General features: G+C 37.0%; 18 protein-coding genes, 1 tRNA gene and 1 pseudogene. 13 read left to right on the top strand and 7 right to left on the bottom strand.

Annotated elements, in window-relative coordinates:
- Positions 1 to 195: 195 nt before the first annotated feature.
- The 5 genes from ccmA to HWV54_RS04455 are packed head-to-tail and all read left to right on the top strand — an operon-like array spanning position 196 to position 3,127.
- Positions 196 to 822 carry a heme ABC exporter ATP-binding protein CcmA gene (gene ccmA, locus HWV54_RS04470; protein WP_005866326.1) on the top strand — a complete coding sequence of 209 codons (627 nt, stop codon included), beginning with the start codon at positions 196 to 198 and terminating at the stop codon, positions 820 to 822.
- Positions 819 to 1,484, top strand: a complete 666-nt coding sequence (ccmB, locus tag HWV54_RS04465) for a heme exporter protein CcmB (RefSeq protein ID WP_005866328.1) — start codon at positions 819 to 821, stop codon at positions 1,482 to 1,484. Before ccmA ends, ccmB begins: the two co-directional genes overlap by 4 nt.
- 47 nt (positions 1,485 to 1,531) lie before the next feature.
- On the top strand, positions 1,532 to 2,311 hold the full coding sequence (locus HWV54_RS04460) for a heme ABC transporter permease (protein ID WP_005866330.1): 780 nt from the start codon (positions 1,532 to 1,534) through the stop codon (positions 2,309 to 2,311).
- On the top strand, positions 2,299 to 2,550 hold the full coding sequence (locus HWV54_RS07025; RefSeq protein WP_005866332.1) for a hypothetical protein: 252 nt from the start codon (positions 2,299 to 2,301) through the stop codon (positions 2,548 to 2,550). Before HWV54_RS04460 ends, HWV54_RS07025 begins: the two co-directional genes overlap by 13 nt.
- Positions 2,525 to 3,127, top strand: a complete 603-nt coding sequence (locus HWV54_RS04455) for a DsbE family thiol:disulfide interchange protein (protein ID WP_005866334.1) — start codon at positions 2,525 to 2,527, stop codon at positions 3,125 to 3,127. The genes HWV54_RS07025 and HWV54_RS04455 overlap by 26 nt, the downstream gene beginning before the upstream one ends.
- Positions 3,128 to 3,807: 680 nt before the next feature.
- On the opposite strand, the gene HWV54_RS04450 is transcribed toward HWV54_RS04455, so the two are convergent.
- Positions 3,808 to 4,335 carry a GcrA family cell cycle regulator gene (locus HWV54_RS04450; RefSeq protein WP_005866338.1) on the bottom strand — a complete coding sequence of 176 codons (528 nt, stop codon included), beginning with the start codon at positions 4,333 to 4,335 and terminating at the stop codon, positions 3,808 to 3,810.
- Between the two features lie 473 nt (positions 4,336 to 4,808).
- On the opposite strand from HWV54_RS04450, the gene HWV54_RS04445 reads away from it, so the two are divergent.
- Both HWV54_RS04445 and HWV54_RS04440 read left to right on the top strand, forming a co-directional pair.
- Positions 4,809 to 6,017 (top strand): aspartate aminotransferase family protein, encoded by a 1,209-nt coding sequence (locus HWV54_RS04445; RefSeq protein ID WP_005866340.1) that lies wholly within the window; start codon positions 4,809 to 4,811, stop codon positions 6,015 to 6,017.
- Between the two features lie 938 nt (positions 6,018 to 6,955).
- Positions 6,956 to 7,957 (top strand): Hsp33 family molecular chaperone, encoded by a 1,002-nt coding sequence (locus HWV54_RS04440; RefSeq protein ID WP_005866342.1) that lies wholly within the window; start codon positions 6,956 to 6,958, stop codon positions 7,955 to 7,957.
- Positions 7,958 to 8,906: 949 nt separating this feature from the next.
- On the opposite strand, the gene HWV54_RS04435 is transcribed toward HWV54_RS04440, so the two are convergent.
- Positions 8,907 to 9,506 carry a Smr/MutS family protein gene (locus HWV54_RS04435; RefSeq protein WP_005866344.1) on the bottom strand — a complete coding sequence of 200 codons (600 nt, stop codon included), beginning with the start codon at positions 9,504 to 9,506 and terminating at the stop codon, positions 8,907 to 8,909.
- Between the two features lie 55 nt (positions 9,507 to 9,561).
- Positions 9,562 to 10,254, bottom strand: a complete 693-nt coding sequence (locus HWV54_RS04430) for a Tim44/TimA family putative adaptor protein (RefSeq protein WP_005866346.1) — start codon at positions 10,252 to 10,254, stop codon at positions 9,562 to 9,564.
- 203 nt (positions 10,255 to 10,457) lie between these two features.
- Between HWV54_RS04430 and HWV54_RS04425 the strand changes: the two genes are divergently transcribed.
- Both HWV54_RS04425 and secB read left to right on the top strand, forming a co-directional pair.
- Positions 10,458 to 10,964 (top strand): FxsA family protein, encoded by a 507-nt coding sequence (locus HWV54_RS04425; protein WP_005866348.1) that lies wholly within the window; start codon positions 10,458 to 10,460, stop codon positions 10,962 to 10,964.
- A 143-nt stretch (positions 10,965 to 11,107) separates the two neighbouring features.
- Positions 11,108 to 11,581: a protein-export chaperone SecB gene (gene secB / locus HWV54_RS04420; protein ID WP_005866350.1), complete on the top strand. Its 474-nt coding sequence runs from the start codon at positions 11,108 to 11,110 to the stop codon at positions 11,579 to 11,581.
- Between the two features lie 63 nt (positions 11,582 to 11,644).
- On the opposite strand, the gene HWV54_RS04415 is transcribed toward secB, so the two are convergent.
- Positions 11,645 to 13,942 (bottom strand): NADP-dependent malic enzyme, encoded by a 2,298-nt coding sequence (locus HWV54_RS04415; protein WP_040296405.1) that lies wholly within the window; start codon positions 13,940 to 13,942, stop codon positions 11,645 to 11,647.
- A gap of 218 nt (positions 13,943 to 14,160) precedes the next feature.
- Between HWV54_RS04415 and mutS the strand changes: the two genes are divergently transcribed.
- Positions 14,161 to 16,905 carry a DNA mismatch repair protein MutS gene (gene mutS / locus HWV54_RS04410; protein WP_005866354.1) on the top strand — a complete coding sequence of 915 codons (2,745 nt, stop codon included), beginning with the start codon at positions 14,161 to 14,163 and terminating at the stop codon, positions 16,903 to 16,905.
- A 325-nt stretch (positions 16,906 to 17,230) separates the two neighbouring features.
- Here mutS and ilvD read toward each other — a convergent pair whose 3' ends face one another.
- From ilvD to HWV54_RS04395, 3 genes and pseudogenes are all read right to left on the bottom strand, one after another.
- The gene (gene ilvD / locus HWV54_RS04405) at positions 17,231 to 19,069 is read right to left on the bottom strand and encodes a dihydroxy-acid dehydratase (RefSeq protein ID WP_005866356.1); all 1,839 of its coding nucleotides are present in this window, start codon (positions 19,067 to 19,069) and stop codon (positions 17,231 to 17,233) included.
- Between the two features lie 527 nt (positions 19,070 to 19,596).
- Positions 19,597 to 19,672, bottom strand: a tRNA-Ala gene (locus HWV54_RS04400).
- A gap of 129 nt (positions 19,673 to 19,801) precedes the next feature.
- A pseudogene (locus tag HWV54_RS04395) lies at positions 19,802 to 20,047 on the bottom strand (TIGR02300 family protein); the annotation flags it as partial.
- Between the two features lie 185 nt (positions 20,048 to 20,232).
- Here HWV54_RS04395 and aroA point away from each other — a divergent pair.
- The 3 genes from aroA (at position 20,233) to rpsA (ending at position 24,038) form a co-directional block, all read left to right on the top strand.
- Positions 20,233 to 21,561 carry a 3-phosphoshikimate 1-carboxyvinyltransferase gene (gene aroA, locus HWV54_RS04390; RefSeq protein ID WP_005866359.1) on the top strand — a complete coding sequence of 443 codons (1,329 nt, stop codon included), beginning with the start codon at positions 20,233 to 20,235 and terminating at the stop codon, positions 21,559 to 21,561.
- Positions 21,558 to 22,205 (top strand): (d)CMP kinase, encoded by a 648-nt coding sequence (gene cmk, locus HWV54_RS04385; protein ID WP_005866361.1) that lies wholly within the window; start codon positions 21,558 to 21,560, stop codon positions 22,203 to 22,205. The genes aroA and cmk overlap by 4 nt, the downstream gene beginning before the upstream one ends.
- 132 nt (positions 22,206 to 22,337) lie before the next feature.
- Positions 22,338 to 24,038 (top strand): 30S ribosomal protein S1, encoded by a 1,701-nt coding sequence (gene rpsA, locus HWV54_RS04380; protein WP_005866363.1) that lies wholly within the window; start codon positions 22,338 to 22,340, stop codon positions 24,036 to 24,038.
- Positions 24,039 to 24,057: the final 19 nt, after the last annotated feature.

Here is a 24,057-nt window from a genome sequence, read left to right as displayed (position 1 = left end):
ATTTCCCCCCCCTTTTTTTCATTAGCAAATTAGGAAATCGACGCAAAAAACCATTCTCCACCAGATCTTGATGTAACACATGCTTTATAGAACTATTTCTAGAACTATTCTAGGTACAATTACATAAAAAAATGTGTTTTTTTATCTTATGATGTAATAAAGTCTATAAAAATAAAAGCAAAAATAGGTAAAGACATGGTGTTAATGGGCAGAAATTTAGCCGCTTATAGAAACGAAGAAGTTTTGTTCCAAGGTCTTTCTTTTTGTTTATTCCCAAAACAACTTATGACAATCACAGGCCCAAATGGAATTGGAAAATCTACATTACTGCGAATCATTGTCGGTCTTCTTAAAGCCGCTGAAGGCAATATCATACTTAAAGACCAAGAACAAACATACCCGATAGCAACTGCATGTCATTATCTTGGTCCCCAAAATGCTATGAAACCTCCCTTATCTGTTATTGATAATCTGCAGTTTTGGTCATCATTTTATGGACAACATCTTCGCTATCCACATGAAGCCCTTACCGATATTGGTCTTTCTGATCTTGGACACTTACCCTTCAATGTTCTATCAACCGGACAAAAAAGACGTGTAACCATTGCTCGCTTTTTGCTTTCTTATCGTCCTATTTGGATTTTAGATGAACCAATATTAGGAATTGATAGCCATGCTCAAACTCTCCTTGCTAATATTTTTCAGCGTCATTTAAACCAAGGCGGTATGATTATTGCAGCAACCCATAATCCTCTTGGCATTGCAGAAAACCATAAAATTGCTTTGGAAAAATTCTCACCTTTTCAAGAGAGAAAAAAATGAAAGCACTGTTCTGGCGTGATCTTAAATTAACCTTAACTCCACAAGCCTCTTCGTTAACAGGGCTTTTATTTTTCATTTCTGTTATTATAATAACCCCCTTTGCCATTGGGCCAAATCCTAAAGTTCTTGCACAAATAGGTCCCGGCTTACTATGGTTTGGAGCCCTTCTTGCAGGACTCCTCAATCTCAATAAGCTTTTTCAAACCGACCATGATGATGGAAATCTTGATCAATTCATCCTTTTTGGACAAAGACAAAGTCTTGCACTGATTGTATTTACCAAATGCCTTGCTCATTGGGTAGGAACAATGCTTCCCCTTATTTTTTCTACTCCGATTTTAGCATTCATGCTCCATTTAGATATCACGATAACTTGTACAACAACACTTACCCTCTTATGCGGAACACCTGCTATTATTTTTATTGGCGCTATAGGATCTGCACTCGCAACATCATTGTTACATAGCTCTCTTCTCATTTTTATCATTATCTTACCTTGGATCATTCCAATCATGATTTTTGGCGTTTCAGCTGCTACAGCTCCAACAAATCCTAATGTCTCTTTTCTCACTTCCTTGATTCTTCTTATTGCTTTTTCACTTCTTTTGAGTCTTTTTAGCTCTTTTGTTGCAGCTATAACGCTCAAGCTTTTATCAGAATAATAAAAGATGATTGCTGTACAGCAAAACTTTGCCTATTATAAATTCTCATGAATGAAATAACTCGCACCTATAAAATGAAGTCACTCCCGGTAAGTTTAACCCGTTTTATGAAAATAAGCAGCGTCGTTTTACCTTGGTTAACCGGTATAACATTGTGCCTTATTATCTTAGGACTTACTCTAGTTATGTACTCCCCTGATGATTATCAGCAAGGCATCACTGTAAAGATTATGTATATTCATGTGCCATTCGCATGGTTATCTACATTTTGTTATATCATAATAAGTGCTGCCGCTTTAGGAAGTCTGATTTGGAAGTACCACCTTGCTGATGTAGCACTCAAATGTGGTGCGCCCATTGGAGCAATCTTTACAGCTTTGGCACTTATGACAGGCGCGCTTTGGGGACATCCTACATGGGGGACATGGTGGGTATGGGATGCCCGACTAACTTCAGTTTTAATCCTGCTTTTTATCTATCTTGCCATTATTATGCTTGCACGCGCTTTTGAAAACCAAGAAAAAGCTGCACGCGCTACAGCAATTCTTACACTCGTTGGACTTGTGAATATCCCTATTATTAAATTTTCCGTTAATTGGTGGCATACACTCCATCAATCAGCATCACTTTTACGTTTAGGAGGGCCAACAATCGAGCGCGCTATGTTATGGCCCCTCATAACCATGATATTTTGTTTTAGCTTTATGTTCATTTCGCTTTATTTGATGGCTATGCGCAATGAAATCAATAACCGTTATATCCTAATACTCCAGATTAAAAAAGCCCACCGTGCTCAATATCAGGATTCTTCATCATGCTCGACCTAAATAGCACTCATAATGGTCTTTTAGGAAATTTATCTCAGCAAATTGATTTTTTTCTTGGTACTCTTCACCATGAGCAAATTGTTGTTCTGAGCTATATACTTTCTGCAATCTCCCTCCTGTGTTTCACTGGACATATTCTTTATAAAGCTATATACCAAAAAAAAATCCTACAACAGCTGAATAAAAAAGAGCTGTCTCGGAAAGAAAAATGTAATGAATATCCCCCTTCAAAAACCTAAAAAAAACTTCTCTTTAGCTATCTTTTTTGGTTTTTTACCATTTGTGTTTTTTATTCTTCTGATGACGCTTTTCTTCCATTTTTTGGATAGTAAACATTCTAATAATACTTCTCTTCTCTCAAACACATTAGCCAAAAAACCTGTTCCCGAAATTAGTCTCCCTCTACTTGGTAGTGAAAATCACTTTCTCAATTCAGAACAATTTAAAGGACAAGTAACATTGGTTAATTTTTGGGGGTCTTGGTGCTTAGCCTGTCGTGAAGAGCATCCACTTCTTATGAAGATTGCCCAAGATAAACGTTTTGATCTTGTTGGCATTAATTATAAAGATAACAAAGAGAACGCTCAACGTTTTCTAAATAATTTTGGTAATCCTTTCAAAGTTATTGGTTTTGATGTTTCAGGACATACTGCCATTAAATGGGGGGTGTATGGACCACCAGAAACCTTTCTTTTAAATAAAGAAAGCGTCATTATTGCTAAACATGTTGGTACTTTAACATGGCAAATTTATCAGCAAAAAATCCTACCCAAAATCGAACAGGCTATAAAGACAAATGAAACATCAATACATTGATTCATAAAAATATTCATTATGTTCTCATAATTAAACGAGAACATAGCTAGTTTCTCATTTCAACTTCTTTTAATGATAAATTCTCAAAAATGTTTACTTGCATGTTATAATAAGAAGTACTGTGTGGAGATAAAAAGCATTTGAGAAAAGATCGAATATATTCCTTATGAATTCTTTTAATGCAAAAGTTAAACGGAATATTAAAAACAAAAAATATAATGATACTGTACTGTACATTCACAAACGTAAAGATAGCTATACTCCATGGTTCTTGCGTGGTGCTATTCTCACAAGTAAAGCAATTGGGAATAAGGAAATATAACTCTTTACAACAAATGCGTAAATAAACAAGTGATATGCTCTTATTTGTGATAAACACGATCTTACGTATTTAAAAAATGCGCACAATAAAAAAGTAAAGCTCTATATATTATTCAAAAGATATTACTGTAGTTCTTTTGAAAATCCATAAAGTTAAATTAAAGGAAACAATGGAAATGGACAACCGTTTGCATCTTTACGACACATCATCATGTAATAATACAAAAAATAAAACTTTAATGAACTTTGTGAGAAAAAAATTCTATATTCATTCAAAGTCCTATCTTCGTAAAGCAGATTATAAAATTATGTATTTAACAATAAAACAATGAAGAAAATATAAGCTTACATCATGAACATTATATTCTTATCCGCCGTCTTTCAGATATTGGCTGAAATGCTATTTTAGCGTGAAAAGTACAGTAAGGACTATTTTCACCAGAATCAGCACCACAAAAATGAAAATCTGATGACAAAGGATCCCCAACGGGCCATCTACATGTATTCTCACTCAATTGTAAAAGATTAAGTTGGCGTGATATAGGCACAACAACATTCTGTTTCTCAGACACATCGGTTTCTTTTATATCCTCCGCTACAAATTCCATCTTTAAAGCTGTTGCTACAACACTGCAAGACGCAGAATTTGCTGGCGATACAGTTGATGTAGTGCGATGCACACGCGGAGATAATGGGCTAGTAGATGTCTTTTGTGCACGCGACACCCCTTGTGCTGTCTTACCACGTCCCGGCAACTTTAACCGATGTACTTTACCTATTACTGCATTTCTGCTGACCCCACCTAACTGAACTGCAATTTGACTTGCACTTAACCCTTCACTCCAAAACTTCTTAAGAAGTTCTACGCGTTCACATGTCCAACCCATATCAGCACTCCATCCTGATCATCTCATTGAGATGCGCCCCTTTGCATCTTCAAATATTTGCATGATGTTTTCTATGAATTGAATGAAACAATTTTATATTCCTTTCAAAGCATAAAAAATTCACTCAACCTAAGAAACTTACACCCCCCCCAATACAATCTTGCTTGCTGATTTAAACTACAATATGCACTGACTCTCTGACAAGAGTCTTTCCCTCTTGAAGAGTTTATTTAGAATGTTTTCCCCAACTTGCAAATCAAGCATAGACCAAACTATCGTATTTTCTTTAAGACTTTTCCCACAAATGCTTATTGTAAAACCTTTATTGACTTTTTTCTAATCATTGTAATGATTACTCATGAAGGTATGATAATTGATCTTAATGAAACACTGATTGGGTTATATCTAAAGACCCAAGACTGTTTTGGATACAATATTGTCTTGATTTATTGTATAATGTTAAAGGAAATATGATGCACACTCCTGCTATACAGCCACTTTACAAGTGCTTTACTCGACGTAACTTGCATTTCAAAAAAGGCGATGGTGTGTGGCTTATTTCCGATAAAGGGGAGCGTTATCTTGATTTAACATCTGGCATTGCTGTCAATGCAGTAGGGTATGCACATCCAAAATTGGTCGAAGCCCTTAAAAGACAAGCTGAAAGACTTTGGCATGTGTCCAATCTTTTTCAATCACCTGAGCAAGAATCTCTTGCTGCACGTCTTTGTGCAAACAGCTTTGCCGATAAGGTTTTTTTCTGCAATTCTGGCGCTGAAGCATTAGAATGTGCATTTAAAACTGCTCGTCACTATCATTATGCATCTGGGCATCCAAAACGCGTTGAAATTATTACTTTTGAAGGTGCATTTCATGGACGCACACTTGCAACGCTTGCTGCTACCGGACACGAAAAATATCTTGAAGGCTTTGGACCCAAAACCGGTGGATTTATTCAAATTCCCTTTTGTGATGAAAAGGCTTTGCGTAACGCTATCAATAAAAATACCGCTGCTATTCTTATTGAACCCATTCAGGGAGAAGGAGGAATACGAATAGTTTCTCATGAATATTTGGAGTTTTTGCGCAAAATATGCAATGATCATAATTTATTATTGATATTAGATGAGGTCCAAACGGGTATCGGACGAACAGGAAAGTTGTTTGCCTATGAATGGAGTAATATCGTACCTGATATTCTTACCCTCGCAAAAGGTCTAGGTGGTGGATTTCCATTGGGAGCTTGTCTTGCAACAGAAAAAGCTGCAAAAAGTATGACACCAGGAACCCATGGATCGACCTTTGGAGGGAATCTGCTTGGAATGGCAGTAGGCGATAGTGTTCTTGATATCATATTAGAACCAAGCTTTCTCCATCATGTTCAGTACGTAGGCGATCAGCTAAAAAGTGGACTTTCGAGGATTATCAATACCTATCCTGATATTATCTGCGCAATTCAGGGTATGGGTCTTATGATAGGCATTCAGTGTGTCATTCCCTCAAATATTGTCGTAAGTGCCTTAGAAAAAGAATATGTTCTCAGTGTTGGAGCCAATAATAATGTAGTGCGCTTATTGCCTCCTCTTATCATCAAAGAAGAAGAAATAGATGAAAGCTTGCATCGCATTGAAAAAGCAATTGCTTATCTTTCGCAAAAAAATAAAAAAGGACAAGTATCATAATAAACATGACAAATGCTCCTCGCTACTTTACCGTTTTACCCGTCAATAGCACACGCAATTATCGATTATGCGAAAAATCTCAAAGCACATTTCAAAATAGAGAAAGACTAAAAATTTTTTATTGGTAAAATTCTCGTGATGATAAAAAAACATCCACACGAACCGGTATTTTATTTGATATCAACATGCGCTAGTTTGGTGAAAACACAATCATGCTAACGAGTTTAGAAATGCAACTTCGTCATTGTAAAATCATAGCTTAGAGCACATATTTTGTCGCGTTTTGTGGATATCGTTACATTACCAACAAAACACATAACCGAATACTCAAAATTGGTATAAGGTATAATATGCACAAATTCCTGCCTTTAATGCCCTTATAGTAATGCACATCCTAGACAAATTCCAGCAGATACCCTAACCTATGAAAAATATCACAAACCAGTTGTGAGAAAAATATTTGCGTGAATGGAAAATGGTAATCAGCGCTTCATTCCTTGATCAAAGCGACTGTCCTTTTTAACTTTCAGCTGCGTATTGTCATACCAAAAGGTAGCGAACCATAAGAAAAATTTGTTCGCTGAGCATATAAATAAGGAACTCATATTACATTGACTTATAATCCCCCAAAAGCTGCTGACTACATGATAACCATCATATGGATTTCTATGAAACAAAAATTTTTTGCCTGCAATTATTCTATTTTTCAACCTTATTAAATCAATGTAGCTTTAATGATAATAACCAAACCTGATGCTTTTTTCATATAATTGCTTTCTTGGTGAAGAATTTATCGATACTATATAAGTTATTCCGTTGTTTTTAACAAAGCTGAAAACCATCTTCATGCCTAAAAAGTAATTCTTGCATGGTGTTTACAAGATGTATTTTTCTTTACACAATAGTTAGCCAATACTAATCATATAAAAGGCATAGATATGCACAAACAAATCACAGATGAGGCCTCTCTTAATGATATCTACTTGTGTGAAGATGATACTGTTATTCCTTTTCAAGTTGAAGAACTTAATATTCGTGGGCGTGCTGTACAACTTGGTGAAGCTTTAAATTCTATTCTTACAAGACATCAATATCCTGAACCGGTTTCTTATCTTTTAGCAGAAGCTTTGGTTTTGACCGTTCTGCTTGGAACTTCCGTAAAACTTAAGGGAAAATTTATTTTACAAACCCATTCCAATGGACCGGTTAATATGTTGGTATGCAATTTCTCTCCTCCCTCCAATCTACGCGGTTATGCCCGTTTTAACAAAGAACAATTAAAACAAGCAATCGCCAATAATCAAACATCTTCAGAAGCTCTTTTGGGAAAAGGCACTTTAGCTTTTACCATCTACCAAGGCTCCTATACCCAGCCTTATCAGGGAATAGTCACATTAGATGGAACAGATTTACAAGAAGCTTCCCGTATTTATTTTGATCAATCAGAACAAATTCCCACCGATATCCGTTTGGCAGTCGCTATATTGTTCAACCGCGACCAACAAGGAAAAACACATAAAAACTGGCGAGCAGGAGGTATTTTGACCCAATTCTTGCCTAAAGCATTATCTCATCGTAAAATATATGATCCCCATAAAAAACTGGAAGAAACGAAAAACCTCGCACAACTTGAAGACCAATGGCAAGAAACAAAAGCACTGATGGCGACCATTGAAAATACAGAATTGACAGATCCCCAAGTCGGCAGTAAACAGCTATTATTCCGCCTTTTCCATGAACACAGTGTTAGAGTTTTTAATCCATTTTCTCTTGTAAACCAATGCTCTTGTTCACGTGAAAAAATTAAAGGAATACTGGAAGGCTTTCCTATTGATGAACGGAATAAAATGATCAAAAACAAATATATTTCAGTCACATGCGAATTTTGCTCAACAACTTATCGTTTTAAACTACAAGAATTCCCTGAAAATAAAACTTAACAAATATCTCTTACAAACAAAAAATGCCTATACAGTTTCTATTTAATTACATAACTGAAATTTAGATACAGCCACATCAATTTTTAAAACACTTTGTATAGCCTACCCTTTTAGAGTTAACCGCTTTTTTATTGCCTACTCAATCATATGCTTGTTCAAACCATCTCTCGCACAATATGTTTTTTACAAAAATAGTTCACTCTTTTTGGACATATTTTACCTCCACACGTGCATATCAGAAATTAGTTTTTTACAATGAAAAAATTCCATTAAATCCCTTTATAAACTATCAATATATTAATCTTTAATGATAAATTATTTTTTTAGATTCAATCAACTCACTGACTTATAATTATATTTCTTATTCGAATCTTTCTATTAAAACTCAAAAAATTATTTACTTCCACATTACAAGTGAAATTATTGAAGAAATAAAAAAATATAATTTTTATGAATCAGATTAATATAAAAAACAAGAATGGGAATAGTAAATACGATGGTGATGCTGTTTTATTATTTTATAAACGTAAAAATAATAGTGACAAACCTTTATTATCGTTCACGATACAAATAAAAAAGTGAAGAAAAAATCAAAATATTGTATACTTTTTGATAAAAAATCTGTTGATATAACATTAACAAACTTGAATATACTACTATACTAACTTGATAATAAAAACAAAGCTAGAAAAATATTTAACTGTTGAAGAAAATTAGATCCTCTTAAAACTTGTATAGGGCTTTTACAAATTACTCTATGTTACAAATATTTTTTTGCTATAGAGAATGTAATTTCCCTATAAAATGACTTAAGCAAAATGATTGTTTGTAAAAATAGGATGCACTGGTGCAAAACTTATGACAAAATTTTACGTTCTCACGCCTCTTTCAAAAAATAAGGCTTTCAAAATATTATAGCCGATAAAATCAAGATTGAACCTGAAACAGTTCATATAACATCATGCCCTTGGTCCGGAACAAAACGGCGCAACCACACATAAAGCGCACCTTCCCCACCATGTTGGCGAGCTGCTTTTTCAAAGGCATGAACATAATAACAAAAAGTTGGTGTTGATAACCAATGAGGGACAAACTTATACAAAGCACCAACACTCCCAGGTGACTGGCCTTTTCCTGTGATAACAAGTACATAACGCAATCCGTTCTCCTGAGATGATTGTAAAAAATTTTTTAAGGAAAAATAAGCGTCTTCCTGCATACAACCATGAAGATCAAGACGCGCCTCTATAGGATAATTACCTTTGGCAATTTTACGATACGTAACACGATTGAAGCAATGGATTTTATGTACCTGTGCAACTGCCCCCTTTCCTTTTTTAATTACTGTTTGTTTCTGTTGGTTTCTTTGAGACAAAGAAAAGATCGATGTTACGCACTGTTTTTTATTATTAATATTTGCAATTTCTTTTGTAAGAGAAGAATGATACTTATCATGAAGCGGTATTGTCGTACGACAAACCATCTCCCATAAAAGATAATCTTGTGAAGCCAATAAATGTCTTTTTTGTCTCGATTTATATGTGGACATTTCAATCTTCACTTTCTTATAAAGCTTATTTATACGATCTTATGGAAAAAAGATCTTAATTTTCATCTTCTGTTGCAAAAAGCTTCCAATTGGGATCTAATGATAGGCTATTGCGAACAAAAGTCCAAACATCTCTAATTTCTACAATAGCATCAGGATCACCATCTATACATTTTCCTTGTTCATTATAAGTTACAGAAATCATTTCACTGATAATTCGCACAGTTATAAATTCGTCCGTGTCTTGTATTGCCGCTGAAACAAATTCTATTTTATTAATTCCGACAAAAGTAAATTGGACTCTTTCATTGTTGTTTTCGCGTTTCTCAATGGCAGCACAAAAGCTTTCAAAAACATCTTGAGAAAGCAATCTTTTAAGTTGTTCACGATCACCTTTAGCAAAAGCTGTGACGATTATTTCATAAGCAACTTGAGCACCTTTTATAAAAAATTGAGGAGAAAAATGAGAATCAACTTTACAAAGCGCCCGCAAGCCTTCATTCAGTGCAGTTCCTTCTGGTGAAATAGCATCAATTTCACTAAAATCACCTTTTTGTAAATTGTTTTGATAAGGGAACGAAACAAGATCATCTGTCGTTTCTGCCTCAGCCTGTTTTTTAGAACAACCCGAATAAGGATCGAAAGGAGGCTTTTCAAAACCAACTCGTTTCCCTAATACATTACGGAGTTGCACAAAAACGATAACCATAATAACAAGAGCTATGACAAGTATAACGTCAAATTCCATGGGTGCTGTCAATCTCCAAACCTACGCTGATCTGTAATAAACATTGCTGTCAATATCATTTATCAATAAATATGTAAAATAAGGAATCTACTATTCAAAATATTTTTATAGCTTTTATTCATGTATGTTTATTTTATTCATGTATGTTTAAATGAATGACTCTTATAATTTTCTACTTCAAACATTGAGAAGGAAATCTTCATGTGATAAAGTTTTACCCTATAAATCTTCGCTTTTTTATCATTATCTTCCTTAGTGCCCTCTTGATCGAAATCGCCGGTTTTATTTTTATTGGTAAAGAAATTGGGATTTTAGCAACTTTGAGTTTAGTTGTTTTCACAGCAATAGTTGGAAGTTTTTTGTTGCGAATTCAAGGCCTTAGCCTTTTAAAAAATATACAATATGAACTTATCCAAGGACATAAACTGAAAAACAATATTATCAATGATGCTTTCATTATCCTTGGCGCGATTTTGCTTATTTTGCCGGGATTTGTAAGCGATATTTTGGGAATATTACTCCTTATCAAGCCAATCCGTTCTATTATCTGGCATTTATTCGAATCATTTAGAAAAAAATTAAACACTCACACTAAAAATAAACCTAATGCACAAAATGATTCCGAAAAAATAATTGATCTTAAAGCAGAAGACTACAAAATTTATGATATTACAGAATCTCCTTGGCGTCAAAATGATGATAATCATTGAAATGCCAAAAAATCTATAACGAACTCAAAAAAATAATTGAGATAGGGATAGCGTTTCTTGCAACCTTTTATAAGGCGTGATAACCACCTTAATCTTTAGATCTAATAGAAATATACATTTATAATAATGAGAAGGTTTATACTATGGCCGAAGGTGAAATAAATAACAGTGGTGGAGAGCCAGTTTTTGCTGTATTGACACAATATTTAAAAGATTTCTCATTTGAGAACCCAAGTGCTCCTCGTTCACTACGGCCACGTGAAAAAACACCACAAATCGATATCAATATTAATGTCAACGCAAACCCAATTGGTGATGATAATTATGATGTCATCTTATCCCTTTCCGTTAAGGCTAATGATGACACTGAAACACTGTTTCATGTAGAATTAATTTATGGTGGTGTTTTTCATATTAAAAACATTCCACAAGAGCATGTTATGCCTCTTGTTTTTATTGAATGTCCTCGTCTTTTGTTTCCATTTGCTCGGCAAATCATATCTGAAGCCACCCAAAATGGTGGTTTTCCACCTTTGTGGATTGATCCAATTGATTTTGCAGCATTGTTTCAAAAACGTCTTGCTGAAGAACAAAAAGATAATCAGAGTCAGGCATAACTATCTTAAAAATTTGTTTTTTATTATCAAAAAGGCCTTGAAATACCAGAGGCCTTTATTTTTTTACAACTTTATCGCATGGTAAGCTGCTAGCATTGCGATATTGACGACATCCGTATCGTTTCCACTAAACGGTACAATTTGGACAGATTTCTCCAATCCAATCAGAATAGGTCCAATAAGAGTTGCTTCACCAAGCTCTTGCAACATTTTGCTAGCAATAGAAGAGGCATGATACCCAGGCATTACTAAAATGTTAGCTGGTTCCGTTAATCCCATAAAAGGATATTGCTGCATCAATTTCAAATTAAGTGCTACATCAGCACTCATTTCTCCATCAAATTCAAAACTCACTTTGCGTTCATGCAAAATACTAATAGCATCCTGAATATGTTGCATGACCTGCCCTTTCATATAAGCAAAAGTAGAAAATGCTACAAATGCTACTCGTGGTTTATATCCCAACCCATGAACAAAAGAGGCCGTTTGTTCTGCTATATCAGCAAGTTCTTCAGCGTTAGGATTCTCATACACAGCTGTATCTGCAATAAATACAGTTCTTCCACGGCAAATAGCCATTGAAATACCAATCAAACGCTCTTTTGGTTTTTCATTAATCACCCGACGTATATCAATCAACGCTGTTTCATAATTGCGTGTTACCCCTGTAACCATTGCATCAGCATCCCCTAATGCTACCATACATCCGGTAAAATAATTGCGATCATTATTGATACGACGATGACAATCACGTAATAGCCAACCTTGCCGTTGCATTTTTTTATAAAGATAATTCGCGTAAGCATCCGTGCGACAGGAGAGCTTAGCATTCATAATAGAAATACCTTCACGCTCAAGATTAATACCAGCAATAGCAGCAGTTTTTCTCACTTGTTCTTCACGACCAATCAAAATCGCTGATCCTAGTTTTTGATGAACATAAGAAACAGCTGCCCGAATTACCTGCTCTTCTTCACCTTCTGCAAAGACAATTTGTTTTGGCGCTTGACGTACATGATTATAAATTCCACGCATCATTGACGAAATGGGATCACGTCTTGCCCTCAAATCACGCTCATAAGCTTCTAAATCATCGATATGCTTTTGAGCAACACCGCTTTCCATCGCAGCTTTTGCCACCGCTATTGAAACAACCGTAAATAAACGTGGATCAAAAGGGGCGGGAATAATATAATTGGGTCCGAATTTCAATCGCTTTCCTTGATAAGCTTCCGCAACACTGTCAGGCACTTCCTCATACGCCAAACCTGCAAGAGCTTTTGCAGCAGCAATCTTCATATCTTCATTAATAACTGTCGCACGTACATCAAGCGCACCACGAAATATATAAGGAAAACAAAGGACATTATTAATTTGATTAGGATAATCCGAACGGCCTGTTGCCACAATGGCATCATCACGCACTTGCATAACTTCTTCTGGCGTAATTTCTGGATCAGGATTAGCCATAGCAAAAATGATCGGTTGAGAAGCCATTGACTTTACCATTTCAGGAGTAATTGCACCTTTAGCAGAAACCCCAAAAAATATGTCTGCGCCTTCCATCGCTTCAGCGAGAGTACGTTTATCGGTTCGAACAGCATGAGCAGATTTCCACTGATTCATTCCCTCTTTACGACCTTCATAAACAACACCCTTTGTATCACATAGTATAATATTTTCAGATCGAAATCCCATCGCTTTAATCAACTCAAGACAAGCAATTCCAGCAGAACCAGCACCATTACAGACCAATCGGGTATTTTGCATATCACGCCCTGTCAAATACAAGGCATTGAGCACACCAGCAGCTACAATAATTGCTGTACCATGTTGATCGTCATGAAAAATGGGAATATTCATGACTTCGCGTAAGCGACTCTCAATAATAAAACACTCTGGAGCTTTAATATCTTCAAGATTGATGCCTCCAAAAGAAGGTTCTAAATGACGCACCAGATTGATAAAATCTTCTGGATCGTTTGTATCAATTTCCAGATCGATTGAATCAATATCGGCAAAGCGTTTAAAAAGCACTGCTTTGCCTTCCATCACTGGCTTAGATGCAAGTGCACCTAAATTGCCTAAACCCAAAACAGCTGTTCCATTTGATATAACAGCCACAAGATTACCCTTTGCTGTATATTCATAAGCTAACGCTGGATTTTCAGCAATTGCTTTAACTGGAACAGCAACTCCTGGTGAATAAGCAAGCGCTAAATCATGTTGCGTTGCCATGGATTTTGTTGCGATAATTTCAAGCTTGCCTGGTCGACCACGACTATGAAAATCAAGAGCTTCTCGCTCACTCGTATTATAAACTAATTGATGCGTTTTCTGATCCTGCTCACTTTTTTTCATTTCACCTAATTTTCTCCAAAAACAGTGTAAACTCTGTTCGATAATGCCTATCATTATTCGATTTTTAAAATTTGATTCATATGCTAGAAATCGCTATGCTTACTCTGATAGCCTTATTCATGCGTTTTAATTCAAAATAATAGAGATAATGAAGATAAACATTGAAGTAAACAAAAAAGGGCATCAAAGCCTCACTTGAAGGAAACGAGCACGTAAAAATGGATAATAAGAGTAACCATAAAAATGATTTAGTCCCACAGCTCGCACCTTCATCTTCTTCCCGTCAACAACGTCTTACACCGATGATGGAGCAATATATAGAAATCAAAGCAGTTAATAGCGATTCCCTTCTCTTTTATCGTATGGGAGATTTCTATGAATTATTTTTTAGTGACGCAATCGAAGCTGCTCAGGCTTTAGGAATCACACTCACAACACGCGGAAAGCATTTAGGTGAAGATATTCCTATGTGTGGTGTTCCCGTTCATGCTGCAGATGATTATTTGCAAAAGTTGATCTCGCGCGGTTATCGCGTTGCTGTTTGTGAACAGACAGAAGATCCCGCAGAAGCTAAAAAACGTGGTTCAAAATCAATCGTTCGGCGCGATGTTGTTCGCCTTGTTACACCTGGAACTATAACAGAAGAAAAGCTTCTTGATCCAACACGTGCAAATTATCTGATGACGCTTGCTCGCATCAAGACCAACGAAGGAGAGGAATTTGCCCTTTCCTGGATTGATATCTCAACAGGTATATTTCGTGTAACAGAAAGCCGTCATGAAAGACTTTTGGCAGATATTATGCGCGTGGATCCACAGGAAATCATTGTAGCTGACTCTTTTTTCTATGATAAATCGCATAAATCACTTTTTAATACTCTTGATCGTATCGTTTCACCCCAACCAGCTAGTCTTTTTGACTCAATCACCGCTGAACACGATATTTGCAATTATTTTAAACTTTCAACCCTCGAAGGTGTTGCCGATTATTCGCGTACAGAATTCTCCGCAATAGCCGCTGCTATCCGTTATATCGAAAAAACGCAAATCACTCATCATCCTCCACTCATGTGGCCTGAACGTCAAAACGAAAGTGCTACCCTCTTTATTGATGCTGCTACCAGACTGAGTCTTGAACTTGTTCGAACCACATCTGGTCAACGAGATGGAAGCTTACTAAAAGCCATTGATCGTACTATAACAGGAGGAGGATCACGCCTTCTTGTGGATCGTTTAATTGCTCCTTTAACTACGCCTTCAGCTATTGATAAACGTTTGGATTCAATCGCCTTTTTTCTGCACAATACTTCCTTTGCAGAAGCTATAAAGCTCATTTTAAAAGGGGGACCAGATATGCCCCGCGCAGTTTCACGTTTGGCTCTTGGTCGAGGAGGTCCTCGTGATATAGCTGCAATCCAGCGCGGCTTTGAAATCATTCATGAAATTCATCAACTTCTTAACAATCAATTGCTTCCTCAAGAAATAAGTGACGTACAACAGGTTTTCTCACATTTGCCTACTGCTCTACATTGTCATTTAGAACAAGCATTAGCTGATGACCTCCCACTGCTTAAACGTGATGGTGGTTTTATTCGTCCTCAATATCATAAAGAGCTTGATGAAATGCGTGCTCTACGCGATGAGTCTCGCCGTGTCATTGCTGAACTTCAGACACAATATGCTCAAGAAACAGATATTAAGACTCTTAAAATAAAGTATAATAATATTCTAGGTTACTTTATTGAAGTAACTAATGTACAAGCATCTGCACTCACAAATAGCCCACAAGCTAAAGCGCGTTTTATTCATCGGCAAACAATAGCAAATGCTATGCGTTTTACTACAACAGAGCTTGCCGACCTTGAAAGCCGAATTGCCCACGCCGCTAATCACGTTATAACGCTTGAACTGGAAATCTTTGATACTCTTGTACATGAAATTACCGAACAGGTTGATTTTATTCGTAAAGCTGCTGAGGCACTTGCTATTTTGGATGTATCCATTGCATTAGCTCATCTTGCTGAAGAACAAGGATATTGTCGCCCTAAAATTGATCATTCCCTTACCTTTAATATTACCGCAGGACGTCATCCTGTTGTAGAGCAAGCACTCCGCAAACAAGCAGTAGAACCTTTTGTTGCCAATAACTGCGATCTCTCTGTACAAGAAAATCATCAGTATCCAGCAATTTGGCTTTTGACAGGTCCTAATATGGGAGGAAAATCAACTTTTTTACGGCAAAATGCTCTTATTGCTATTATGGCGCAGATGGGTTCCTTTGTTCCAGCAACTTCAGCACATATTGGAGTTATTGATCGTTTGTTTAGTCGTGTTGGTGCTTCCGATGACCTTGCACGAGGACGCTCAACCTTCATGATGGAAATGGTTGAAACAGCAACAATTCTTAATCATGCTAGTAGCCGTTCTCTTGTTATTCTTGATGAAATTGGACGAGGAACATCAACCTTTGATGGACTTTCAATTGCCTGGGCAGCTGTCGAATATCTTCATGAAATTAATCACTGTCGTGCTATTCTTGCCACACATTTTCATGAAATGACAGCACTAGCTGACAAGCTTAATCGCCTTCATAATGTAACAATGAAAGTCAAAAATTGGAATGGTGATGTGGTTTTTCTTCATGAAGTCACAAAAGGAGCTGCAGACCGATCCTACGGCGTACAAGTTGCAAAACTTGCTGGACTTCCCGAAGCGGTTATTACACGCGCTACAGATGTTCTACACCAATTAGAACAAGGTGAAATGGCTGGGAAAGGACATAAATTAATTGATGATTTACCGCTCTTTTCCCTTAAAGCAGTATCTTCCATAAATAAAGAAACACAAACACGTTGCGTGCTTCATGAAGCTTTAAAAAATATCCATCCTGATGAACTTTCACCTAAAGAGGCTTTAGAAGCACTTTATCGTCTCAAACAATTGGAAAAAACAAATACTTTATAGAAAATCAAAGAAGGTTTTCTTTTTTGATTATTTTAATTCATATAACTATTCACTGTATTATTATCGTTTCTCTTAAGAAGCATTAAAGTAAATACCGAGAAAACAAATGCATAACACTTCCTGCAACCAATTGTTTATTTTCTCTGTAAAAAGCAATTCGTATTGCTCAACAATCATATCATCCTATTTTTTTCAAATTTTATTTACTCTGATATAAAATATACTTTTAGAGCATGTAAAATAAGCAGCTTAGAATAGTATGAAAAATGCTCACAAAATCCCCAACAACTTTGTTTATTTTCCATAAATTGGATTCTTCGCTCAATTATATGCTACGAACGGCACCCTTAGCTGCAGAGGTCGTCATCGCTGCATACGCTTTGAGAGCCTTTGAGACTTTACGCTCACGCTTCTCAACCGGTTGCCAAGCAGCTTTTCCTTTTGCTTCCATTTTAGCACGACGCTGTATCATCTCAACGTCATCGACCAACATATGAATGGTACGATTAGGTATATTAATTTCTATGATATCACCCTCTTCCACCAAAGCAATTTCTCCTCCTTCAGCAGCTTCTGGAGAAATATGTCCTATAGAAAGTCCCGAAGTTCCCCCTGAAAAACGACCGTCCGTTATAAGCGCACAAACTTTCTCTAATCCTTTGGATTTGAGATAGCTTGTTGGATAAAGCATTTCTTGCATTCCAGGTCCACCACGTGGACCTTCATAACGGATTAAAACAATATCACCTGTTTTAATTTTATCATTTAAGATTGCTAAAATAGCTGAATCTTGGCTTTCAAAAATTCTTGCTGGGCCTTTAAAAGTTAAAATTGATTGATCAACGCCTGCTGTTTTTACAATACAGCCATCTTTCGCAAGATTCCCATAAAGAACAGCTAACCCTCCATCTTGCGAATAGGCATGTTCCTTATCCCGAATCACACCTTTTTCACGATCTAGATCAAGGGTTTCATAGCGACAAAATTGACTAAACGCTATTTGTGTTGGAATACCACCTGGGGCTGCACGATAAAATTTATGAACTGTTGGTTCATGTGTCTGTTTCACATCCCAGTGGCAAAGAGCTTCCTTCATTGTTTTTGCATGAACCGTATAAACAGTAGTATCAATGAGTCCAGCTGCATCTAATTCACCTAAAAGACCCATAATACCACCAGCACGATGAACATCTTCCATATGCACATTGGCAACAGAAGGTGCAACTTTACACAAAACAGGAACGCGACGCGAAAGGCGATCAATATCCGACATGGTAAAATCCACCTCACCTTCTTGCGCTGCTGCTAAAAGATGTAAAACAGTATTGGTTGATCCCCCCATAGCAATATCCACAGTCATTGCATTTTCGAAAGCCTCGCGTGAAGCAATAGAACGCGGTAAAACTGTTTCATCATCCTGTTCATAATAACGCTTGACCAATGTAACAATCTGTCGTCCAGCTTCTTCAAAAAGCATCTGGCGATCTGCATGCGTTGCCAATACTGACCCGTTTCCAGGAAGAGAAAGTCCTAATGCTTCAGTCAAACAATTCATAGAATTAGCAGTAAACATTCCTGAACAAGAACCACATGTAGGACAAGCAGCACGCTCCATTTCAGCAACTTCTTCTTCTGAATTATGCTCTGAAACTGCAGCAACCATTGCATCAACGAGATCAACAGTAAGATCTTGACCTTTCCATTTAATCTTACCTGCTTCCATAGGACCACCTGAAACAAAGATTGTTGGAATATTCAAGCGTAAAGAAGCCATTAACATACCAGGCGTAATCTTGTCACAATTGGATATACAGACAAGTGCATCAGCACAATGGGCATTGACCATATATTCAACAGAATCAGCAATGATTTCACGTGAAGGCAAAGAATAAAGCATTCCATCATGCCCCATAGCAATTCCATCATCTACAGCAATCGTGTTAAACTCCTTCGCGATACCGCCAGAAACCGCTATTTGTTGTACTACCAATTGTCCAAGATCTTTTAAATGTACATGTCCTGGTACAAATTGGGTAAAAGAATTTGCAATGGCAATAATGGGTTTACCAAAATCAGTATCTTTCATTCCTGTTGCACGCCAAAGACCGCGAGCTCCTGCCATATTGCGCCCATGAGTCGATATTCTTGAACGGTAAGAAGGCATTGTTTTTTCCCCTCAAATAATTTCATTTGCTTTGTTGTGTTGCAATCCTGTCCTAAAAACAAGAGTTCTCCCGTGAAAAATAAAAAAAGCCTATTATATAATTGGGACATTTAAATCACAAATTAAAAGCCAAGCATAAGCTCCATTCGACAGCTATTGTTTATCATTCAAATAAACTTTTCTTCAAAAAAATAATCACTAGGTCTTTTAGAAACCCATAACAGAAACCTTTTAGCTGCACAAAAATCTTTAGACCTAAGCAATAATATTGGAACAGGCGTTCACTTTTGTTATAGGAATATTTGCAAAAACCACAAAATATCATTAACCTGCGCTTTTGTTTTCATTACAATTAAAATTCCAATGAATGTTATAAACAAACAAAAGATGCATAGCGAACAATTGTGAACAAACATACTATATAATCATTGAAAAACATCAGGAAAAATTACTATAGATAATATGATATCACTGACTAAACACATATTAAAATGTCGATATATTATCGGAAAAATTTCTGGTTTTTTTGGTGGAGCTAAGCGGGATCGAACCGCTGACCTCTTGCATGCCATGCAAGCGCTCTCCCAGCTGAGCTATAGCCCCACATAAAGACAGATATCCCCTTAAAAGGATGGCAAAAAAATCTTAGAAAAAATTTCTAGAACGATAAAAATCGAAGATCAAGAAGAATTTGCATTCAACGAAAAGAATAACTTCAAATTTTTCTTAAGAATCATCATCTTTAGAATCGTCACCATCCTCTTCAAGAAGCATAAAAGCAGATTTCTCAAGCGCTGTATCAAGCTCTTCAGTATCAACATCTTCTTCACTATTCGCTTCAGCTGCTGCAACCTCAAAATAAGAACGTGGATAAGAAATCCCTGTATAAGGCGACACAATGGGGTCGCGATTGAGATCATAAAACTTCTTTCCCGTTTCTGGATCAACACGCTTAGTTCCAAGTTCCTGTTTTGCCATGAACCGTGCCTCTTTCAGTTAACTATAATTCCATTAAAAAATAAATTTCATGGTGCTTAATCAAAAAATAATGTCTTTGTCAAAGATAAATACATCATTCCACATGGATTTCTTTATGACGCCTTTCAAAGCATGTGCTAAAGGAAACTTATTAATAAATTTAGACCAAATTAGATAGAACTTCTATGCAAAAAGCAATACCTATAACCGCCTACAAATCTACTAGTCTTTCTGGAAAAATTAAAATACCAGGAGATAAATCAATTTCCCATCGATCTCTTATATTAGGAGGATTAGCAAGTGGTGAAACACATATTCACGGACTGCTTGAAAGCGATGATGTTCTAAAAACAGCTGCTGCTATGCAAGGTATAGGTGCCTATATTTATAAAAAAGGTGATCTCTGGATCATTCGTGGAACTGGGAATGGCTGTCTCTTAGCTGCACAACAACCTTTAAATTTTGGTAATTCTGGCACAGGTGCTCGCTTGGTTATGGGGATGGTTGGTCCATACCATATGAAAACAACCTTTATCGGTGACGCTTCTCTCTCCAAACGCCCCATGGGACGTATTCTGGATCCGCTACGATTAATGGGTGTTGAAATTGAAGCTACCCATGGAGATCTTCTTCCTTTAACGCTTTATGGCCCGAAAATGGCTAATCCGATTCGCTATCGTATTCCAATGGCTTCTGCCCAAGTAAAATCAGCTATCCTGCTTGCTGCTCTTAATACAGCCGGTACTACAACTGTTATTGAACCTGTCCTCACCCGAGATCATACGGAAAAGATGTTAAAAGCATTTGGTGCAGAACTTGAAATAGAAATAGATGCAAAAGGTACGCGTTTTATTCATCTCAATGGCCAACCACACCTTACCGGACAAACTATTAATATCCCAGGCGATCCCTCTTCAGCAGCTTTTCCGCTAATCGCTGCCCTTCTTGTAAAAGACTCTGATGTCACCATTGAAAATGTTCTTATAAACCATTCTCGGATGGGACTTATCGAAACATTATGGGCAATGGGCGCTCAAATTGAGCTTTTGAACCAACGCCAAACAGGAGGAGAAGATGTTGCTGATCTGCGGGTTCAATCATCAATGCTAAAAGGTGTCACTATACCTAAAGAACGGGCTCCATCAATGATTGATGAATATCCTGCTTTAGCGGTAGCAGCAGCTTTTGCTGAAGGCAAAACAACTATGCTAGGAATTGAAGAATTGCGTGTTAAGGAATCAGATCGATTATCTGCTATCGCTCACGGACTAAAAATTAATCACGTAGAGTGTGAAGAAGGTAAAGATTTTCTCATTGTTCATGGAAAAGGCTCTGAAAAAGGATTGGGTGGTGGAAATGTCACCACACATCTTGATCATCGAATTGCTATGTGCTTTTTGGTCTTTGGACTTGCATCAGAAAAACCCGTTACCATTGATGATAAACGAATGATCGCTACCAGCTTTCCAGAATTTATTCCTTTCATAAAACAGCTTGGGGGGAAAATTTCTTGAAACCTTTTGTGATTGCAATTGATGGACCAGCAGCTTCAGGCAAAGGAACATTAGCACGCAAAATTGCTACACATTATCGTCTACACCATCTCGATACCGGTCTCACTTATCGTGGTGTTGCCTATGCACTTTTACAACAAAAATTAGCTCTTAATGATGCAAAAAGTGCTCTTGCCTGTGCTAAAGAACTCGATTTTAACACTTTAAATCCAGCTCTTCTCTCTTCTCATAAACTTGGTGAAGCTGCTTCAAAAATAGCCCTCAATCCCGCTATACGTGAAATTCTTATCGCCAAACAACGTAACTTTGCTAAAACTCTACCCGGCAGTGTGCTGGATGGACGCGATATTGGTACTGTCGTCTGCCCCAACGCTGATATTAAGTTTTATGTTCTAGCTAATGTTCAAACACGTGCAAAACGTCGCTATCAAGAGATTTTAAAAAAAGGAGCCCAAGCAGATTATTATGAAATTCTTGCCAATCTTGAACAGCGTGATAACCGTGATATAACCCGCAAACAAAGCCCGCTAAAACCAGCAAAAAATGCCCACTTGCTTGATACGTCAGAATTGAGTATAGAAGCAACATTTGCAGTTGCATGCACTTTTATTGATCCCATCATAAAAGGGCGTATAATTGAATAAAGTCGTCAAAGGTGATTTCCGGCCGAGCGCTAATTTTTCTTCCTGTATTAGGGAAAAAGGCAGGAAGTTATCCTGTGTTAACACTAACCTAGCGCTTATACCTTTAAAATAAGGTATGTATCAGGAGTTCTTATGTCACAATACAATCCCACAACAGCGGATTTCGAAGCTCTTCTTATGGAATCCTTCCAAACAAAGGATCTTAATGAAGGATCGGTTGTTAAAGGTCGCGTCATTGCAATCGAAAAAGATATGGCCATTATTGACGCTGGACTTAAAGTCGAAGGTCGTATTCCACTTAAAGAATTTGGAGCTAAAGGAAAAGATGGATCCTTGCAAGTTGGTGACGAAGTTGAGGTTTATATCGAACGCATTGAAAATGCAATGGGTGAAGCTGTTCTATCACGTGAGAAAGCACGACGTGAAGAAAGTTGGATTCGTTTGGAAGAAAAATTTAATGCCGGTGCACGCGTTGAAGGAGTTATTTTTAGCCAAGTAAAAGGAGGTTTTACAGTTGATCTTGACGGTGCTGTTGCTTTCCTGCCTCGCAGCCAAGTTGATATTCGCCCAATTCGTGATGTTTCACCTTTAATGCACAATTCACAATCTTTTGAAATTTTAAAAATGGATCGTCGTCGTGGTAATATTGTCGTCTCACGTCGTACTGTTTTAGAAGAAAGCCGTGCTGAACAACGTTCAGAAATTGTACAAAATCTTGAAGAAAATCAAATTGTTGAAGGTGTGGTTAAAAATATCACTGATTATGGTGCCTTTGTTGATCTTGGTGGAATTGATGGTCTCTTACACGTCACAGATATGGCGTGGCGGCGTGTTAACCATCCATCTGAAGTACTTACGATTGGCCAAACAATTAAAGTTCAAATTATTCGCATCAATCAAGATACACACCGTATCTCTCTTGGCATGAAACAACTTGAAAGTGATCCTTGGGAAAGCATCAGCGCTAGATATCCCGTTGGCAAAAAAATTACTGGTGCTGTTACCAACATTACTGATTACGGTGGTTTTGTTGAAATAGAACCAGGAATCGAAGGGCTGATCCATGTTTCTGAAATGAGTTGGACAAAGAAAAATGTTCATCCTGGAAAAATTTTGTCCACATCACAAGAGGTAGAAGTGGTTGTACTTGAAATTGATCCTTCTAAACGACGTATTTCTCTTGGCTTAAAGCAAACATTTGAAAATCCATGGGTTGCTTTTGCTAATAAATTTCCTGTCAACTCACAAATCGAAGGAGAGGTCAAAAACAAAACGGAATTTGGTCTTTTCATTGGCCTTGAAGGTGATGTTGATGGTATGGTTCATCTTTCTGATCTTGATTGGAATCGTCCTGGTGAACAAGTCATTGATACTTACAATAAAGGCGATGTTGTTAAAGCTGTGGTCCTTGATGTTGACGTTGAAAAAGAGCGTATCTCCCTTGGAATTAAGCAACTTTCCAGCGATAAAGTTGGAGAAGCAGCTGCCTCTGGTGAACTTCGCAAAGGTGCTGTCGTAACATGTGAAGTGACTGCTGTTAATGACAATGGCATTGATGTAAAATTGATTGACCATAATCTTGAAACAACTATTCGCCGTGCTGACTTAGCCCGTGACCGTGATGAACAACGCCCTGAACGTTTTTCCGTTGGTCAGAGAGTTGATGCCCGTATTACAGCATTTGATAAAAAAACACGTAAACTTTCAGTATCTATCAAAGCTTTAGAAATTGCAGAAGAAAAAGAAGCAGTTGCACAATATGGTTCTACAGATTCAGGTGCTTCTCTTGGCGATATTCTCGGTGCAGCCTTAAAAAAACAAGAACAAGATTAAAGTCCTGTTGTTTAAAAAT

The sequence above is a fragment of the Bartonella alsatica genome, from assembly GCF_013388295.1.
Lineage (GTDB): Bacteria > Pseudomonadota > Alphaproteobacteria > Rhizobiales > Rhizobiaceae > Bartonella > Bartonella alsatica.
The sequence above is the reverse complement of the archived record's forward strand: the minus strand, read 5'-3'. Positions and strand labels throughout refer to the sequence as shown.

Excerpts from the sequence above, each read along its gene's own strand:
- HWV54_RS04455 (WP_005866334.1), top strand. The coding sequence starts at position 2,525 with ATGAATATCCCCCTTCAAAAACCTAAAAAAAACTTCTCTTTAGCTATC.
- HWV54_RS04450 (WP_005866338.1), bottom strand. The coding sequence starts at position 4,335 with ATGGGTTGGACATGTGAACGCGTAGAACTTCTTAAGAAGTTTTGGAGT.
- aroA (WP_005866359.1), top strand. The coding sequence starts at position 20,233 with ATGCAAAAAGCAATACCTATAACCGCCTACAAATCTACTAGTCTTTCT.
- rpsA (WP_005866363.1), top strand. The coding sequence starts at position 22,338 with ATGTCACAATACAATCCCACAACAGCGGATTTCGAAGCTCTTCTTATG.
- HWV54_RS04460 (WP_005866330.1), top strand. The coding sequence starts at position 1,532 with ATGAATGAAATAACTCGCACCTATAAAATGAAGTCACTCCCGGTAAGT.
- ilvD (WP_005866356.1), bottom strand. The coding sequence starts at position 19,069 with ATGCCTTCTTACCGTTCAAGAATATCGACTCATGGGCGCAATATGGCA.
- HWV54_RS04440 (WP_005866342.1), top strand. The coding sequence starts at position 6,956 with ATGCACAAACAAATCACAGATGAGGCCTCTCTTAATGATATCTACTTG.
- mutS (WP_005866354.1), top strand. The coding sequence starts at position 14,161 with ATGGATAATAAGAGTAACCATAAAAATGATTTAGTCCCACAGCTCGCA.
- HWV54_RS04445 (WP_005866340.1), top strand. The coding sequence starts at position 4,809 with ATGCACACTCCTGCTATACAGCCACTTTACAAGTGCTTTACTCGACGT.
- HWV54_RS07025 (WP_005866332.1), top strand. The coding sequence starts at position 2,299 with ATGCTCGACCTAAATAGCACTCATAATGGTCTTTTAGGAAATTTATCT.
- ccmA (WP_005866326.1), top strand. The coding sequence starts at position 196 with ATGGTGTTAATGGGCAGAAATTTAGCCGCTTATAGAAACGAAGAAGTT.
- HWV54_RS04415 (WP_040296405.1), bottom strand. The coding sequence starts at position 13,942 with ATGAAAAAAAGTGAGCAGGATCAGAAAACGCATCAATTAGTTTATAAT.
- HWV54_RS04430 (WP_005866346.1), bottom strand. The coding sequence starts at position 10,254 with ATGGAATTTGACGTTATACTTGTCATAGCTCTTGTTATTATGGTTATC.
- secB (WP_005866350.1), top strand. The coding sequence starts at position 11,108 with ATGGCCGAAGGTGAAATAAATAACAGTGGTGGAGAGCCAGTTTTTGCT.
- HWV54_RS04435 (WP_005866344.1), bottom strand. The coding sequence starts at position 9,506 with ATGTCCACATATAAATCGAGACAAAAAAGACATTTATTGGCTTCACAA.
- ccmB (WP_005866328.1), top strand. The coding sequence starts at position 819 with ATGAAAGCACTGTTCTGGCGTGATCTTAAATTAACCTTAACTCCACAA.